This window comes from Kitasatospora sp. NA04385 (assembly GCF_013364235.1).
GTDB lineage: Bacteria > Actinomycetota > Actinomycetes > Streptomycetales > Streptomycetaceae > Kitasatospora.
In genome coordinates, this window is the sequence record NZ_CP054919.1 from 4,100,261 (window position 1) to 4,116,284 (window position 16,024).

At 70.9% G+C, this 16,024-nt stretch carries 13 protein-coding genes; 7 read left to right on the forward strand and 6 right to left on the reverse strand.

What is annotated here, in order from left to right; genetic code table 11:
* Positions 1-123: 123 nt before the first annotated feature.
* The 6 genes from rsmG to rpmH form a co-directional block, all read right to left on the reverse strand.
* Positions 124-900: a 16S rRNA (guanine(527)-N(7))-methyltransferase RsmG gene (gene rsmG / locus HUT16_RS18340; protein ID WP_176189232.1), complete on the reverse strand. Its 777-nt coding sequence runs from the start codon at positions 898-900 to the stop codon at positions 124-126.
* Positions 901-1,039: 139 nt separating this feature from the next.
* Positions 1,040-1,561: a R3H domain-containing nucleic acid-binding protein gene (locus HUT16_RS18345; protein ID WP_176189233.1), complete on the reverse strand. Its 522-nt coding sequence runs from the start codon at positions 1,559-1,561 to the stop codon at positions 1,040-1,042.
* Between the two features lie 56 nt (positions 1,562-1,617).
* The gene (gene yidC / locus HUT16_RS18350; protein ID WP_176189234.1) at positions 1,618-2,796 is read right to left on the reverse strand and encodes a membrane protein insertase YidC; all 1,179 of its coding nucleotides are present in this window, start codon (positions 2,794-2,796) and stop codon (positions 1,618-1,620) included.
* 3 nt (positions 2,797-2,799) lie between these two features.
* Entirely contained in the window at positions 2,800-3,114 is a 315-nt protein-coding gene (gene yidD, locus HUT16_RS18355) for a membrane protein insertion efficiency factor YidD (RefSeq protein WP_176189235.1), read from the reverse strand.
* Positions 3,111-3,539: a ribonuclease P protein component gene (gene rnpA, locus HUT16_RS18360; RefSeq protein ID WP_176189236.1), complete on the reverse strand. Its 429-nt coding sequence runs from the start codon at positions 3,537-3,539 to the stop codon at positions 3,111-3,113. The genes yidD and rnpA overlap by 4 nt, the downstream gene beginning before the upstream one ends.
* 19 nt (positions 3,540-3,558) lie before the next feature.
* Positions 3,559-3,696: a 50S ribosomal protein L34 gene (gene rpmH / locus HUT16_RS18365; protein WP_033214180.1), complete on the reverse strand. Its 138-nt coding sequence runs from the start codon at positions 3,694-3,696 to the stop codon at positions 3,559-3,561.
* A gap of 430 nt (positions 3,697-4,126) precedes the next feature.
* On the opposite strand from rpmH, the gene dnaA reads away from it, so the two are divergent.
* The 7 genes from dnaA (at position 4,127) to gyrA (ending at position 16,001) form a co-directional block, all read left to right on the forward strand.
* Positions 4,127-5,998, forward strand: a complete 1,872-nt coding sequence (dnaA, locus tag HUT16_RS18370) for a chromosomal replication initiator protein DnaA (protein ID WP_176189237.1) — start codon at positions 4,127-4,129, stop codon at positions 5,996-5,998.
* A gap of 1,193 nt (positions 5,999-7,191) precedes the next feature.
* The gene (gene dnaN, locus HUT16_RS18375; RefSeq protein WP_176189238.1) at positions 7,192-8,322 is read left to right on the forward strand and encodes a DNA polymerase III subunit beta; all 1,131 of its coding nucleotides are present in this window, start codon (positions 7,192-7,194) and stop codon (positions 8,320-8,322) included.
* A 146-nt stretch (positions 8,323-8,468) separates the two neighbouring features.
* Positions 8,469-9,344, forward strand: coding sequence for a phosphogluconate dehydrogenase (NAD(+)-dependent, decarboxylating) (gnd, locus tag HUT16_RS18380; protein WP_176189239.1), 876 nt, complete (start codon positions 8,469-8,471; stop codon positions 9,342-9,344).
* Between the two features lie 36 nt (positions 9,345-9,380).
* Positions 9,381-10,517: a DNA replication/repair protein RecF gene (gene recF / locus HUT16_RS18385; RefSeq protein WP_176189240.1), complete on the forward strand. Its 1,137-nt coding sequence runs from the start codon at positions 9,381-9,383 to the stop codon at positions 10,515-10,517.
* A gap of 68 nt (positions 10,518-10,585) precedes the next feature.
* On the forward strand, positions 10,586-11,098 hold the full coding sequence (locus tag HUT16_RS18390) for a DUF721 domain-containing protein (RefSeq protein WP_176189241.1): 513 nt from the start codon (positions 10,586-10,588) through the stop codon (positions 11,096-11,098).
* 273 nt (positions 11,099-11,371) lie between these two features.
* Complete coding sequence (gene gyrB, locus HUT16_RS18395; protein WP_217712081.1) at positions 11,372-13,363, forward strand: DNA topoisomerase (ATP-hydrolyzing) subunit B; 1,992 nt, start codon at positions 11,372-11,374, stop codon at positions 13,361-13,363.
* 88 nt (positions 13,364-13,451) lie between these two features.
* A complete protein-coding gene (gene gyrA / locus HUT16_RS18400; protein ID WP_176192739.1) occupies positions 13,452-16,001 on the forward strand; it encodes a DNA gyrase subunit A in 2,550 nt (849 codons plus the stop codon).
* Positions 16,002-16,024 lie beyond the last annotated feature (23 nt).

Here is a 16,024-nt window from a genome sequence, read left to right on the forward strand (position 1 = left end):
GTTTCACGTGGAACACGATGCCCGGAATGTCGGGATCAGCGAGGCCGACACTCCGGTCCCCGCCCGACGGAAACGGGGCGGGCGGCCCACCGGCCACCCGCCCCGAACACCAGCGCGAAACGCTCAGCGCCGCCCGCGGCCGGTGCCGCGCCGACCCGCGCCCTCGCCGCCCTTGCCACCGCGGCCGGCCCGGGCCGCCCGGGCCCGGCGGGTGGCCGCCTTGACGCCGCCGGGGCTCTCCCCCGCCTCCACCCGCACCACCCGGGTCGGGGTCACCAGCACGCCCTCGCCGACCCCGATCACCGACCACTTCACCGCGCCGAGCCGGGCCAGCGCCGCCCGCGAGTCCGCCAGCTCCTGCTCGGCGGTGTCGCCCTTCAGCGCCAGCATCTGCCCGTACGGGCGCAGCAGCGGCATGCCCCAGCCGGCCAGCCGGTCCAGCGGCGCCACCGCGCGGGCGGTCACCACGTCCACCGCCAGCTTGCCGACCGTCTCCTCGGCCCGGCCGCGCAGCACGGTGACGTTCTCCAGGCCGAGTTCGCGGACCACCTCCTCCAGGAAGGTGGTGCGCCGCAGCAGCGGCTCCAGCAGGGTCACCGACACGTCCGGCCGGGCCAGCGCCACCGGGATGCCCGGCAGGCCGGCGCCCGAGCCGACGTCGCACAGCGAGACCTCGGCGGGCAGCAGCTCGGCCAGCACCGCGCAGTTGAGCACGTGCCGGTCCCACAGCCGGGGCACCTCGCGCGGGCCGATCAGCCCGCGCTGCACCCCGGCGGTCGCCAGCAGCTCGGTGTAGCGCACGGCCTGCGGCAGCCGATCGCCGAAGATCCGTCCCGCCGCCTCCGGGGTCTGACCCGGCCCCTCCAACGGCGCCTCGGGCTCCGTGTCGTCCCTGTCCATCTCTGCTTCTCCGCTCACCGTCGAATCCACCCGCCGTACCAGCACTGTTCCACGTGAAACACCACTCCGCCGTAGAGCCGACGACCCCGCCCGCGCGAGGCGGGCGGGGTCGGACACCGGGACGGCAGCACCACCGGCATCAAGCCGGCAGCACGACCACGCACCGCTGGGGCTCCTCGCCCTCCGACTCGCTGCGCAGACCCGCGGCAGCCACCGCGTCGTGCACCACCTTGCGCTCGAACGGGGTCATCGGCCGCAGCTTGACCTGCTCGCCGGTGCTCTTGACCCGCTCGGACGCCTCCGCCCCCAGCTCCGCCAGCTCGGCCCGCTTGCGCGCCCGGAAGCCCGCGACGTCCAGCATCAGGCGGCTGCGCTCACCGGTCTCCCGGTGCACGGCCAGCCGGGTCAGCTCCTGGAGCGCCTCCAGCACCTCGCCGTCCTGGCCCACCAGCCGCTGCAGCGTCCGGTCGTCGCCCTCGCCGACGATGGAGACCAGCGCCCGGTCCCCCTCGACGTCCATGTCGATGTCGCCGTCCAGGTCCGCGATGTCCAGCAGACCCTCCAGGTAGTCGGCGGCGATGTCACCCTCGTGCTCCAGACGCGAGAGGGCGCTCTCACCGGCCGGCGCGGTGTCGACGGCGGAGGTGGTGCCATCCGTCACAGGTGGACTCCTTCGGAAACGAGGCCCTCGGGTGGGGCCGAGAACGAGGGTGGGGACTACTTCTTCTTCGGCCGCTGGCCGGCCTGGCCACCGCGCCGCGGCTGCTGGCGCTGGCCCTGGCCCGACTGGGCCCCCGGCTTCGCCCCGCCCGCCTTCGTACCGGACTTCCCGGCGTCGGCCGAGGTGGCCGCGGCCGGCTTGGCCTCCGCCCCGTCCGCCGCCGCGTCCGGCGCGTCCGCGGGCTCCGCGGTGTGCGACTGGTGGGTGGCGGTCGCCTGGCGCTGGGCCTTGCTCTGCTTGCGCGGCTGCTGCCGACGCACCTGCACGCTCTCCGCGACCGCCGCCTGCGCGTCGGCCTCCACGCCCTTCGGGTTCTTGGAGCCGGTGAGCATCGCCATCACGCCGGCCTTCTGGATCGAACCGTCCGGGTTGATCCGGCCCGCCTTCTTCAGCCGCACCTGGCGCTCGTCCCACGCCCGGCTGCCCGGCGTCGGGTTGTTGCGGATGACGATCAGCTGCTGGCCCATCGACCAGACGTTGGTGGTGAGCCAGTAGACCAGCACACCGACCGGGAAGTTGATGCCCATCACGGCGAACATGACCGGGAAGACGTACATCAGCATCTTCTGCTGCTGCATGAACGGCGTCTTGACCGACAGGTCGACGTTCTTGGTCATCAGCTGGCGCTGGGTGACGAACTGCGACAGCGACATCAGCACGATCATGACCGCGCAGACGATCTGGATGTGGATGCTGTCCGCACCGACGAACTTGGCCGACAGCGGGGCGCCGAAGATGTGGGCCTGCTTGGCGCTCTCCAGCAGCGGCTGGTCGATGACGCCGATCGTCTTGTCGTTGGCGATCGAGGCCAGCACGCCGTAGAGGGCGGTGAAGAACGGCGCCTGCACGAGGATCGGAAGGCACGAGGAGAACGGGTTGGTGCCCGCCTCCTTGTACAGCTTCATCATCTCTTCGGACTGGCGCTGCTTGTCGTTCTTGTAGCGCTCCTGGATGGCCTTCATCTTCGGCTGGATCGCCTGCATGGCCCGGGTCGCCTTGATCTGCTTCACGAAGAGCGGGATCAGGCAGATCCGGATGACGACCACCATCATCACGATGGACAGACCCCACGCCAGACCGCCGTCGGGATCGAAGACGTGGCTGAACAGCGAGTGGAACTGGACGATGATCCAGGACACCGCTGTGTAGAGGGGACTCAGAAAACCGAAGGTCACCGGTCAGACTCCTTGGGCATCGGGCTTCGCCACCGGCTCCGGCTCGGCGGTCCCGCTCGTGGGGTTCAGCAGATTGCGCAGCCGGCGGTGCCACACCGGGTGCTTTCGCGGCGGAACGTGGTCAACCCCACCGGGAGACCAAGGGTTGCAGCGGAGGATGCGCCAGCCGGTCAGCCAGCCGCCCTTGATCGCGCCGTGGACGCGAACCGCCTCGTACCCGTAGTGGGAGCACGAGGGGTAATAACGGCACACCGGACCGAGCAGCGGACTGATGGTCCACTGGTAGAGCCTGATCAGGCCCATCAGCAGGTACTTCATCGCCCTGTTCCCGTCGGGGCACTGCCGGTCGGTTCCGACCTGAGCAGGCGCCGCAGCGCCGCGTCCAGGTCGTGCTCAAGGTCCGAGTACGGAGCCGTCGCCGCAGCCGGCAGCGCCCGTACCACTATCAGGCTACCTGCGGGCAACCGGGACAGGCGCTCGCGGACCAGGTGACGCAGCCGACGCTTCACCGCGTTGCGGACCACGGCCGGCCCCACGGCCTTGCTCACGACGAAACCCGCACGCGCCGAAGGAAGCCCCTCGGCGACGTGCGGGTGTGAGTCGCTGTTCCGGCCGGCTCCCGCCTCGGGGTCCACCTCTCTGTGGAGGTGGACCACCAGCAGGGGCCGGCCTGCGCGGCGACCGCGTTTCACCGCGGTCGCGAAGTCCTGGCGCCGCCGCAGCCGATTCTCGGTGGGCAGCACGTCAGACCCTCTGCGCGGATCAGGCGGACAGGGCGGTGCGGCCCTTGGCACGGCGGTTCGCCAGGATGGCGCGGCCGGCACGGGTACGCATGCGCAGCCGGAAGCCGTGGGTCTTGGCGCGACGACGGTTGTTCGGCTGGAAGGTGCGCTTGCTCACTCGGGGGCTCCTGGGGTGAATCGTAGGATGACGGGGAGTCGCTTGGCCGTCACCGTGCGTCCGCGCGATCTCCCCTTGCACTGGGAAATCCGGCCCCCGGACCCAGATCTGCTGGGTCGAGGACCACCACGGCGCCCGTGCTGCGCGCGTCATGGAAGCGGGCGGACCCGCGGACATGCGGCAGCGGCCATCGACAACTCGACCTGGTTACGGTACGCGGGAGCGGGTCCGAGGGTCAAACCAGGTGGCTGCCGCACCGTTGCCCACAGCCTGTGGACAGCAACTTGAATCAGCTCTGCGCGCTGACTACCGTTGCAGGACTTGTCTCTTTTGTTCTGTGCCGCGGCCGCCCCGCCGCCGCCGCACCCGAACCCACTTCCCCTGACCTTGCCTGGCTCCCCCTGCTCGGGGAACGAGAAAGCGTGTACCAGTGGCTGATGTCAACAGCGATCTCGTCCTGATGTGGTCGAGGGTCGTCGAGCGACTGGTCAGCGACAGCGATGTCGTGGAGAAGGACAAGAACTGGGTCCGCCGCACCCAGCCGATGTGGATGATGCACGACACCGCCCTGCTGGCGGCGCCCAACGAGTTCGCCAAGCAGGTGCTGGAGGGCCGGCTGCTGCCGCAGCTGACCGAGGCCATCTCGCAGGAGTTCGGCCGCCAGGTGCGGATCGCGGTGATGGTGGACGCCAACGCCGCCCCGGCCGGCGAGCCGGACCAGGACCAGGAGCTCGACCCCGAGCCCGTCCCGGAGTGGCCGCACCCGCGTCCCGAGCAGTCCTACCCGGCGCGCGTCGAGCAGCCCTACTCCGCCCGGGCCGAGCAGCCGTACCCGTCCGGGCCCGCCGGGGGCTACCAGCAGCAGGGCCCGCCGCCCGGGGCCTGGCCGGGCCGGGGCGGGGACGACTACCAGCGGCCGCCGTACCCGTCCGGCTACCCGGCCGCCGAGCCCTACCGGGCGCCGGCCCAGGCCCCGTACCACGACCACCAGCCCGGTGCGGAGGCCGGCGGCTGGGGCGACCCGGCCCCGGTGCCCGAGCGGCGCCCGGAGCCCGCCCCGCGCCGCTCGCACCGGCCCGGACCGGACTCCGCGCAGGGCGACCTGTTCGGCGGGGCGCTCGGCTCCCCGGACGAGGACCGGCCGCGACAGGGCGGCGCGCGCCGGGGCGCCCGGCCCGCCACCCCGGCGCACTCCCAGGTCGAGCGCCCCCCGGGTGTCCCGGCCCCGCCCGGCGCTCCCCCGGCGGGCGGCCCCCGCAAGGACGAACCGAACGCCCGGCTGAACCCCAAGTACCTGTTCGACACCTTCGTGATCGGCGCCTCCAACCGCTTCGCGCACGCCGCGGCGGTGGCGGTGGCCGAGGCGCCGGCCAAGGCGTACAACCCGCTCTTCGTCTACGGCGAGTCCGGCCTCGGCAAGACCCACCTGCTGCACGCCATCGGGCACTACTCGCGCAGCCTGTTCCCGGGCACCCGGGTGCGCTACGTGAGCTCGGAGGAGTTCACCAACGAGTTCATCAACTCGATCCGGGACGGCAAGGCGGACGCGTTCCGCAAGCGCTACCGGGACATCGACATCCTGCTGGTCGACGACATCCAGTTCCTGGCCAGCAAGGAGTCGACGCAGGAGGAGTTCTTCCACACCTTCAACACCCTGCACAACGCGAACAAGCAGATCGTCCTCTCGTCGGACCGGCCGCCCAAGCAGCTGATCACCCTGGAGGACCGGCTGCGCAACCGCTTCGAGTGGGGGCTGATCACCGACGTCACCCCGCCGGAGCTGGAGACCCGGATCGCGATCCTGCGCAAGAAGGCGATCCAGGAGCAGCTGAACGCCCCCGCCGACGTGCTGGAGTTCATCGCCTCCCGGATCACCCGCAACATCCGGGAGCTGGAGGGCGCGCTGATCCGGGTCACCGCGTTCGCCAACCTGAACCGGGCCCCGGTGGACCTGGAGCTGGCCGGCATCGTCCTCAAGGACCTGATCCCGGGCGGGGACGAGGACGCCGGGCCGGAGATCACCGCGCAGGTGATCATGCAGCAGACCGCCGCGTACTTCGGGCTGGGCGTCGAGGATCTGTGCGGGTCCTCGCGCAGCCGGGTGCTGGTGACGGCCCGTCAGATCGCCATGTACCTGTGCCGGGAGCTGACCGACCTGTCGCTGCCGAAGATCGGCGCCCAGTTCGGCGGCCGGGACCACACCACGGTGATGCACGCGGACCGCAAGATCCGCTCGCTGATGGCCGAGCGGCGGTCCATCTACAACCAGGTCACCGAGTTGACCAACCGCATCAAGAGCTAGCTAACAAAAGTCCCGCACTGCCGAGAGGGCACTCGACATCATTCTGTCGGAGAGTCAAAAGCCTTCTGCAGAGCGGTAGTTGGCGCATCGAAGGGGAGTCGGGCCGAGGCGGCCCGACTCCCCTTCCGGCTGCCCCGGGCGTTACCCGGACGAGTGGCGGGCCCACGACGGAAGCCACTCGTCCGAGTGCACGGGCGCCCCTTCGGCGGACCGCACCGGGCCTCCCGTAGTAGAGAGACGCCGATCGAACGGGCAGCCGCCCGCACCGGTCGGGGCCGGCCGGGCCGGAACGGGGGTGTGGAAGGGCCCGGGGCGGGGCAGGAATCCGCTCGGCGGCCGAATCCACGGGCCGCCCGCCGCACCGAACGCCTGACCTGCGAATCGAACGGTTCGGGCGCGCACCCCTGCTTTTCCACAGGAACGGGTGGGTTCTCCCCGTCCACAGGGTGTGCGGGGGCGAGTTATCCAGAGGTTCCTCCACAGGCCGATCACGGCTACGCTCTTCCGCGCAGGTCAACCACCTGTGGACTTGTGCACAACGGTTATCCACAGGCTGTGGAGAACTGAGGCCCCGTCAGCCGGTCCACAGAGTTATCCACCGGCTGTCCACAGGAATGGGTGGGTTATCCCCAGGTTTTCCACAGCCGTGTCCACAGTTCGGCAACATCAACTCCCTTGTCAGCCCTGGGTGTGAAAGGCGTCACGTGATGTTGATCCGGCGCGGTGGATAACTCTGGGGATTTCTGTGGACAGCGCTGTGGATAACCTGTGGATACTCAGCGTGCCCTGTGGATTACTCTCCGCTGTCCACAGGAGGGCCTGGTTGTCCACAGCCGCCGTCCACAGGTCCTGTGGACAAAATCCGGCCTCTGAGCTGCGAAAACGGGGTTATCCACGGTATCCACAGGCCCTACTACTACTGCTACACATAGAGAGCTCGGAGCTTGATCAACAGTGGGGGTGGCCCGAATCTGTGGACAACCGGGCCCCGACATTTGTTCGGCTCGCTTGTGCCCATCTGCCCCGGCTGTCAGCCGAGTACGTCAGACTGTCCTTCGGCAACCGGGAGCAGGACGGGGCGGAGCTGATCCGCCCGGGGCCCGACCGGGGGCCGGAAGAGGATCAGACGATCAACAGCACGGCGGTCGGTACCGGCCGGCCGTGCGGCGACAGCAGCCAGGAGGCGGTTACCGGTGAAGTTCCGGGTGGAGCGTGATGTCCTCGCGGAGGCGGTGGCCTGGGCTGCCCGCAGCCTCCCCGCGCGGCCGCCGGTGCCGGTGCTGGCCGGCCTGCTGCTGACCGCGCAGGAGGGCACCCTGGCGCTCTCCGGGTTCGACTACGAGGTGTCGGCCCGGGTCGAGCTGGAGGCGGACGTCGAGGAGGCCGGCACCGTCCTGGTCTCCGGCCGACTGCTCAACGACATCTCGCGCAACCTGCCCAACCGCCCGGTGGAGATCTCCACCGACGGCGCCCGGGTCAGCGTGGTCTGCGGCACCTCCCGCTTCACCCTGCCGACCCTCCCGGTCGACGAGTACCCGGCGCTGCCGCAGATGCCCACCGCCACCGGCACCGTCCCGGGCGACGTGTTCGCCTCCGCGGTCAGCCAGGCCGCGGTGGCCGCCGGCCGCGACGACACCCTGCCGGTGCTCACCGGCGTCCGGGTCGAGATCAACGGCAGCGGCATCACCCTGGCCGCCACCGACCGGTACCGCTTCGCCGTCCGCGAGCTGCTCTGGAAGCCCGAGCAGGACGACATCAACGCGGTCGCGCTGGTCCCCGCCAAGACCCTGCAGGACATCGCCAAGTCGCTGGGCAGCGGCGACCAGGTCACCATCGCGCTGTCCGCCGGCGGCGCGGGCGAGGGCCTGATCGGCTTCGAGGGCGCCGGCCGGCGGACCACCACCCGCCTGCTGGAGGGCGAGTTCCCCAAGTTCCGGTCGATCTTCCCGACCGAGTTCTCGGCGGTCGCCGCGGTGCAGACCCAGCCCTTCCTGGAGGCGCTCAAGCGCGTCTCGCTGGTGGCCGAGCGCAACACCCCGGTCCGGCTGAACTTCGAGCAGGGCGTGCTCACCCTGGAGGCCGGCTCGGGCGACGACGCGCAGGCCACCGAGCGGATCGACGCCGACCTGGAGGGCGACGACATCTCGATCGCCTTCAACCCGGGTTACCTGGAGGAGGGGCTCAAGGCGATCGACGCCGCGTACGCGCAGCTGAGCTTCACCACCCCGACCAAGCCGGCCCTGCTGACCGGCAAGCCCGCGGTCGACGCGGAGCCGGACGAGGCCTACCAGTACCTGATCATGCCGGTCCGCCTCTCCGGCTGACCCGCGTACCGACCTACCAGGGGCGCGAGGGGCGAGCAGCCTCCGCGCCCCTGTGGCTGCCCGGCGCTCCCTCGCCGTCGGCGTAGGCTCAGTGGGTGCGGCAACGGCGCCGTCATCAGGCACGACACCACAGTGAAGGACTTGTCATGGAGCTCGGCCTCATCGGTCTCGGCAAGATGGGCGGCAACATGCGCGAGCGCATCCGCCGCGCCGGCCACACCGTCATCGGCTACGACCGCAACCCGGACCTCGCCGACGTCGACAGCATCGAGCAGCTGGTCGCCAAGCTGGAGGCCCCCCGCGTGGTGTGGGTGATGGTCCCGGCCGGCGGCCCGACCCAGGAGACCGTCGAGCGCCTGGCCGAGCTGCTCTCCCCCGGCGACGTGGTGGTCGACGGCGGCAACTCGCGCTGGACCGACGACGTCAAGCACGCCGAGCAGCTGGCCGAGCAGGGCATCGGCTTCGTCGACTGCGGCGTCTCCGGCGGCGTCTGGGGCCTGGAGAACGGCTACGCGCTGATGTACGGCGGCGAGGCCGAGCACGTCGCGAAGGTGCAGCCGGTCTTCGACGCGCTCAAGCCCGAGGGCGACTTCGGCTCGGTGCACGCCGGCAAGGTCGGCGCCGGCCACTTCGCCAAGATGGTCCACAACGGCATCGAGTACGCGATGATGCAGGCCTTCGCCGAGGGCTGGGAGCTGCTGGAGGCCGCTCCCGAGGTCACCGACGTGCGCGAGGTGTTCCGCAGCTGGCAGGAGGGCACCGTCATCCGCTCCTGGCTGCTCGACCTCGCGGTCCGGGCGCTGGACGACGACGAGCACCTGGCCAAGCTCAAGGGCTGGGCCGCCGACTCCGGCGAGGGCCGCTGGACGGTCGAGGCCGCCATCGACCACGCGGTGCCGCTGCCGGCGATCACCGCCTCGCTGTTCGCCCGCTTCGCCTCCCGCCAGGACGACTCCCCGCAGATGAAGATGATCGCCGCGCTGCGCAACCAGTTCGGCGGCCACGCGGTCGAGTCCAAGTAACCGCCCCCGGACAGAAGGCGAGCGCAGTCCACCGTCATGCACGTCGCGCACCTGTCGCTCGCCGACTTCCGTTCCTACGCCCGGGTCGAGGTCCCGCTCGACCCGGGCGTCACCGCCTTCGTGGGCCCCAACGGCCAGGGCAAGACCAACCTGGTCGAGGCGGTCGGCTACATCGCCACCCTGGGCAGCCACCGGGTGGCCACCGACGCCCCGCTGGTGCGGCTCGGCGCCGAGCGGGCGGTGGTCCGGGCCGACGTGGTCTCCCAGGGCGGCCGCTCCACCCTGGTCGAACTGGAGATCACCCCCGGCCGGGCCAACCGGGCCCGGCTGAACCGCTCCGACAACGTCCGCCCGCGCGACGTGCTGGGCGTGCTGCGCACCGTGCTGTTCGCCCCCGAGGACCTCGCCCTGGTCAAGGGCGACCCGGGCGAGCGGCGGCGCTTCCTGGACGAGCTGCTGACCGCCCGGGCCCCCCGGCTGGCCGGGGTGCGCTCCGACTACGAGCGGGTGCTCAAGCAGCGCAACGCCCTGCTGCGGACCGCCGCGACGGCCCGCCGGGCGGGCGGCGGCAAGTCCGCCGACCTGGCCACCCTGGAGGTCTGGGACGGCCACCTGGCCCGGGCCGGCGCCGAGCTGACCGCCTTCCGGATCCAGCTGGTGGCCGCCCTGCAGCCGCTGGTCGCCGAGGCGTACCGGCAGCTCGCCCCGGGCGCCGGGGACACCGTGCTGGAGTACCGCTCCTCCTTCGAGGGCGAGCTGCCCACCAGCCGCGAGCAGGCCGAGCAGCAGCTGCTGGAGGCCCTGCGGGCGATGCGCAAGCAGGAGGTCGACCGCGGCCTGACCCTGGTCGGCCCGCACCGCGACGAGCTGCTGCTGCGGCTGGGCCCGCTGCCCGCCAAGGGCTACGCCAGCCACGGCGAGTCCTGGTCCTACGCGCTGGCGCTGCGGCTGGCCTCGTACGAGCTGCTGCGGGCCGAGGGCGGCGAGCCGGTGCTGGTGCTGGACGACGTGTTCGCCGAGCTGGACGCCCGCCGCCGGGACCGGCTGGCCGAGCTGGTGGCCGGCGGCGAGCAGGTGCTGGTCACCGCCGCCGTCGCGGAGGACGTGCCGAAGGCGCTGGACGGCGCCCGCTACGGCGTCTCGGGCGGCACGGTGGACCGGCTGACCCCGTGAGACCCGGGAACCGCGTACCCTGGGCGGCTCGTCTGAACGGTTGTCCACAGGCTGGGGATGGAGCGCGGATGGCGGACGGCCCGGAGCTCTCGGGCGTGGACCTGGCCAGGGTGGCGCTGCGCGCCGCCAAGGAGCAGGCCAGGCAGCGCGGCGAGCAGGTGCGCGAGCGCCGGGAGGCCAAGCGGACCGGCCTGCGCAGCGGCGCCCGGGCGGACGGCCGGGACCCGGTGCCGCTGGGGGCCGCGCTGAACCGGCTGATCACCGAGCGGGGCTGGGAGGCGCCGGCCGCGGTCGGCGGGGTGATGGGCCGCTGGTCGCAGATCGTCGGCCCGGACATCGCGGCGCACTGCGAGCCGAAGTCGTACGCGGAGGCCGAGGCGGTGCTCACCGTGCAGTGCGACTCCACCGCCTGGGCGACTCAACTCCGTTTGCTGGCACGCCAGTTGGTGGCACGGCTGAACCACGAGCTGGGGCACGGCACGGTCCGGGTGATCAAGGTGCTGGGGCCGGACGCGCCGGTGCGCGGGTACGGGCGGCTGCGGGCGCCCGGGAGCAAGGGGCCGGGCGACACCTGGGGCTGACCCGGGCGGAGCGGATCGGGATCTTCCGGAATCGCTGGCAGCCCTACCAGGCGCTCTGAGCCCCCCTCGCGAGTATCGGGACACGTCCCGAGGGGATTCAGGGCGGCACATCTGCCCTCAGGGGCTGCCAAACGCCCCTCTCTGTCGGTCGTACCGGTAGACTGAAGCGCAAACAACGTTGCGTGGAGCAACAGAGTCGAAACGCCGTGGTCGCACACCTGCCCGGGCAGTCGGGGAGGGGCGCGGCCCGCGCTGTGCCAGAGAGGGCGCTTCGTGGCCGATTCCGGCAACCCCAGCCAGACCCCAGACCCGTCCGACCAGAAGGCCTACGACGCCAGCGCGATCCAGGTGCTGGAGGGCCTCGACGCCGTCCGCAAGCGCCCGGGCATGTACATCGGCTCGACCGGTGAGCGCGGACTGCACCACCTCGTCTACGAGATCGTCGACAACTCGGTCGACGAGGCGCTGGCGGGCCACGCCGACACCATCGGCGTCACGATCCTGGCCGACGGCGGCGTGCGGGTGGTCGACAACGGCCGAGGCATCCCGGTCGGCATCATGCCGGGCCAGGACCGGCCGGCCGTCGAGGTCGTGCTGACCGTGCTGCACGCGGGCGGCAAGTTCGGCGGCGGCGGCTACGCGGTCTCCGGCGGTCTGCACGGCGTCGGCATCTCGGTGGTGAACGCGCTCTCCACCCGCCTCGCGGTGGACATCAGCACCGACGGCGCCCGCTGGACGCAGGAGTACAAGTCCGGCGCGCCGACCGCCCCGCTGGCCCGGCACGAGGAGACCGCGGAGACCGGCACCACGGTCACCTTCTGGGCCGACCCGGACATCTTCGAGACCACCGTCTACTCGTTCGAGACGCTCTCCCGGCGCTTCCAGGAGATGGCCTTCCTCAACAAGGGCCTGACCATCGCGCTGACCGACGAGCGCCCCGAGCACCTGGACGAGGAGGGCAAGCCGCTCTCCGTCACCTACCGGTACGACGGCGGCATCGCGGACTTCGTGGCGCACCTCAACTCCCGCAAGGGCGAGCCGGTCCACCCCTCGGTGATCGACTTCGAGGCCGAGGACAAGGACAAGACGATCTCCGCCGAGATCGCCATGCAGTGGAACTCGTCCTACACCGAGGGCGTGTACTCGTTCGCCAACACCATCCACACCCACGGCGGCGGCACCCACGAGGAGGGCTTCCGGGCCGCGCTGACGGGGCTGATGAACCGTTACGCGCGCGACAAGAAGCTGCTCCGCGAGAAGGACGACAACCTCTCCGGCGAGGACATCCGCGAGGGCCTGACCGCGATCATCTCGGTCAAGCTCGGCGAGCCGCAGTTCGAGGGCCAGACCAAGGACAAGCTCGGCAACACCGAGGCCAAGACCTTCGTCCAGAAGGTGGTCAACGAGCACCTGGCCGACTGGCTGGACCGCAACCCCAACGAGGCCGCGGACATCATCCGCAAGTCCATCCAGGCCGCCAGCGCCCGGGTCGCCGCCCGCAAGGCCCGCGACCTGACCCGGCGCAAGGGCCTGCTGGAGTCCGCCTCGCTGCCCGGCAAGCTCTCGGACTGCCAGTCCAAGGACCCGGCCGAGTGCGAGATCTTCATCGTCGAGGGCGACTCGGCCGGCGGCTCCGCCAAGCAGGGCCGCGACCCGCGCACCCAGGCGATCCTCCCGATCCGCGGCAAGATCCTGAACGTCGAGAAGGCCCGGATCGACAAGGTGCTGCAGAACACCGAGGTCCAGGCGCTGATCTCGGCCTTCGGCTGCGGCATCCAGGAGGACTACGACGCCGACAAGCTGCGGTACCACAAGATCGTGCTGATGGCCGACGCCGACGTCGACGGACAGCACATCCGCACGCTGCTGCTCACCCTGCTGTTCCGCTTCATGCGCCCGCTGGTCGAGGCCGGCTACGTCTACCTGGCGATGCCCCCGCTGTACAAGATCAAGTGGGGCCGGGACGAGTTCGAGTACGCCTACTCCGACCGCGAGCGCGACGCGCTGATCGCGGCCGGCGTCGAGGCCGGCCGCCGGCTCCCGAAGGACGACGCGATCCAGCGCTTCAAGGGCCTCGGCGAGATGAACGCCGAGGAGCTGCGCGTCACCACCATGGACACCGCGCACCGCCTGCTGCTCCAGGTCACCCTGGAGGACGCCGCCCGCGCCGACGACCTGTTCTCCGTCCTGATGGGCGAGGACGTCGAGGCCCGCCGCTCCTTCATCCAGCGCAACGCGAAGGACGTCCGCTTCCTGGACGTCTGACGTCCGCCAAGGATCGTTGAAAGGAAACTGACCAGCAGTGGTCGACGACAACCGTCCGGACGGCGGCGAGCAGCCCGAGGACAGCACCATCCCCGCCCAGAGCGGCAACCGGGTCGAGCTCATCGAGCTCGAGACCGAGATGCAGCGCTCCTACCTCGACTACGCGATGAGCGTCATCGTCTCGCGCGCCCTGCCCGAGGTCCGCGACGGCCTCAAGCCGGTGCACCGGCGCGTGCTCTACGCGATGTACGACGGCGGCTACCGGCCCGAGAAGGGCTACTACAAGTGCGCCCGCGTGGTCGGCGACGTGATGGGCAACTACCACCCGCACGGCGACACCTCGATCTACGACACCCTGGTCCGCCTCGCCCAGCCCTGGTCGATGCGGATGCCGCTGGTCGACGGCAACGGCAACTTCGGCTCCCCGGGCAACGACCCGGCCGCGGCGATGCGCTACACCGAGTGCAAGATGATGCCGCTGGCGATGGAGATGATGCGCGACATCGACGAGGAGACCGTCGACTTCGCCGCCAACTACGACGGCCGGCAGCAGGAGCCGACCGTCCTGCCCTCGCGCATCCCCAACCTGCTGATCAACGGCGCCACCGGCATCGCGGTCGGCATGGCCACCAACATCCCGCCGCACAACCTGCGCGAGGTCGCCTCCGGCGCGCTCTGGGCGCTGGAGCACCCCGAGGCCTCCAACGAGGAGCTGCTGGAGGCCCTGATCGAGCGGATCAAGGCCCCCGACTTCCCCACCGGCGCGCTGATCGTCGGCCGCCGCGGCATCGAGGACGCCTACCGCACCGGCCGCGGCTCGATCACCATGCGCGCGGTGGTCGAGGTCGAGGAGATCCAGGGCCGCCAGTGCCTGGTGATCACCGAGCTGCCGTTCCAGGTCAACCCGGACAACCTCGCGCTGAAGATCGCCGACCTGGTCAAGGACGGCCGGATCGCCGGCATCGCCGACGTCCGCGACGAGTCCTCCTCGCGCACCGGCCAGCGCCTGGTCATCGTGCTCAAGCGGGACGCGGTCGCCAAGGTCGTGCTCAACAACCTGTACAAGCACACCGACCTGCAGACCAACTTCGGCGCCAACATGCTCGCCCTGGTCGACGGCGTGCCGCGGACCCTCTCGCTGGACGCCTTCATCCGGCACTGGGTCGCCCACCAGATCGAGGTCATCGTCCGCCGGACCACCTTCCGGCTGCGCAAGGCCGAGGAGCGCGCGCACATCCTGCGCGCGCTGCTCAAGGCGCTCGACCAGATCGACGCCGTGATCGCCCTGATCCGCGCCTCGGAGAGCGCCGACGCCGCCCGCACCGGCCTGATGCAGCTGCTCGCCATCGACGAGCTGCAGGCCAACGCCATCCTCGAGATGCAGCTGCGCCGGCTGGCCGCGCTGGAGAGCGCCCGCATCCTCAGCGAGCACGACGAGCTCCAGGCCAAGATCAACGAGTACAACGCGATCCTCGCCTCGCCCTCCCGGCAGCGCGAGATCGTCTCCGAGGAGCTCACCGCGATCGTCGACAAGTACGGCGACGAGCGGCGCTCCACCCTGATCCCCTCCGACGGCGACCTCTCCATCGAGGACCTCATCGCCGAGGAGGACATCGTGGTCACCATCACCCGCGGCGGCTACGTCAAGCGCACCCGCTCCGACCTCTACCGCTCGCAGAAGCGCGGCGGCAAGGGCGTGCGCGGCGCGCAGCTGAAGCAGGACGACATCGTCGACCACTTCTTCGTGACCACCACCCACAACTGGATCCTGTTCTTCACCAACAAGGGCCGGGTCTACCGCGCCAAGGGCTACGAGCTCCCGGACGCCGGCCGCGACGCCCGCGGCCAGCACGTCGCCAACCTGCTGGCCTTCCAGCCGGAGGAGCACATCACCCAGGTGATGGCCGTGCGCACCTACGAGGACAAGCCGTACCTCGTCCTCGCCACCCGCGGCGGCCTGGTCAAGAAGTCCCTGCTCAAGGACTACGACTCGCCGCGCTCCGGCGGCCTGATCGCGATCAACCTCCGGCAGGACGAGGAGGGCCGGGACGACGAGCTGATCGGCGCCGAGCTGGTCTCCGCCGAGGACGACCTGCTGCTGATCTCCCGCAAGGCCCAGTCGATCCGCTTCAAGGCCACCGACGAGGCGCTGCGCCCGATGAGCCGGGCCACCTCCGGAGTGAAGGGCATGTCCTTCCGCGAGGACGACGAGCTGCTCTCGATGAACGTGGTGCGGCCCGGGACCTACGTCTTCACCGCCACCGACGGCGGGTACGCCAAGCGGACCTCGGTTGACGAGTACCGTGTCCAGGGACGCGGTGGTTTCGGTATCAAGGCGGCGAAGATCGTCGAGGGCCGGGGCTCGCTGGTCGGTGCCCTGGTGGTCGAGGAGAGCGACGAGATCATGGCCATCACGCTGTCCGGCGGCGTGATCCGGACCAGGGTTTCCGAAGTGCGTGAAACCGGACGTGACACCATGGGCGTCCAACTGATCAACCTCGGAAAGCGCGACGCGGTGGTGGGCATGGCCCGCAACGCGGAGGCCGACGAGGAGGAGGGCGCGGAGGACGCCGTCGACGAGACGGGCGCCGCGACCGCCACCGAGCAGGACGCGGACGGCACGCCCGACCAGGGCTGACGCCCGGACGCGCACCCGTGGTG

Excerpts from the sequence above, each read along its gene's own strand:
- rsmG (WP_176189232.1), bottom strand. The coding sequence starts at position 900 with ATGGACAGGGACGACACGGAGCCCGAGGCGCCGTTGGAGGGGCCGGGT.
- yidD (WP_176189235.1), bottom strand. The coding sequence starts at position 3,114 with ATGAAGTACCTGCTGATGGGCCTGATCAGGCTCTACCAGTGGACCATC.
- gnd (WP_176189239.1), top strand. The coding sequence starts at position 8,469 with ATGGAGCTCGGCCTCATCGGTCTCGGCAAGATGGGCGGCAACATGCGC.
- recF (WP_176189240.1), top strand. The coding sequence starts at position 9,381 with ATGCACGTCGCGCACCTGTCGCTCGCCGACTTCCGTTCCTACGCCCGG.
- HUT16_RS18390 (WP_176189241.1), top strand. The coding sequence starts at position 10,586 with ATGGCGGACGGCCCGGAGCTCTCGGGCGTGGACCTGGCCAGGGTGGCG.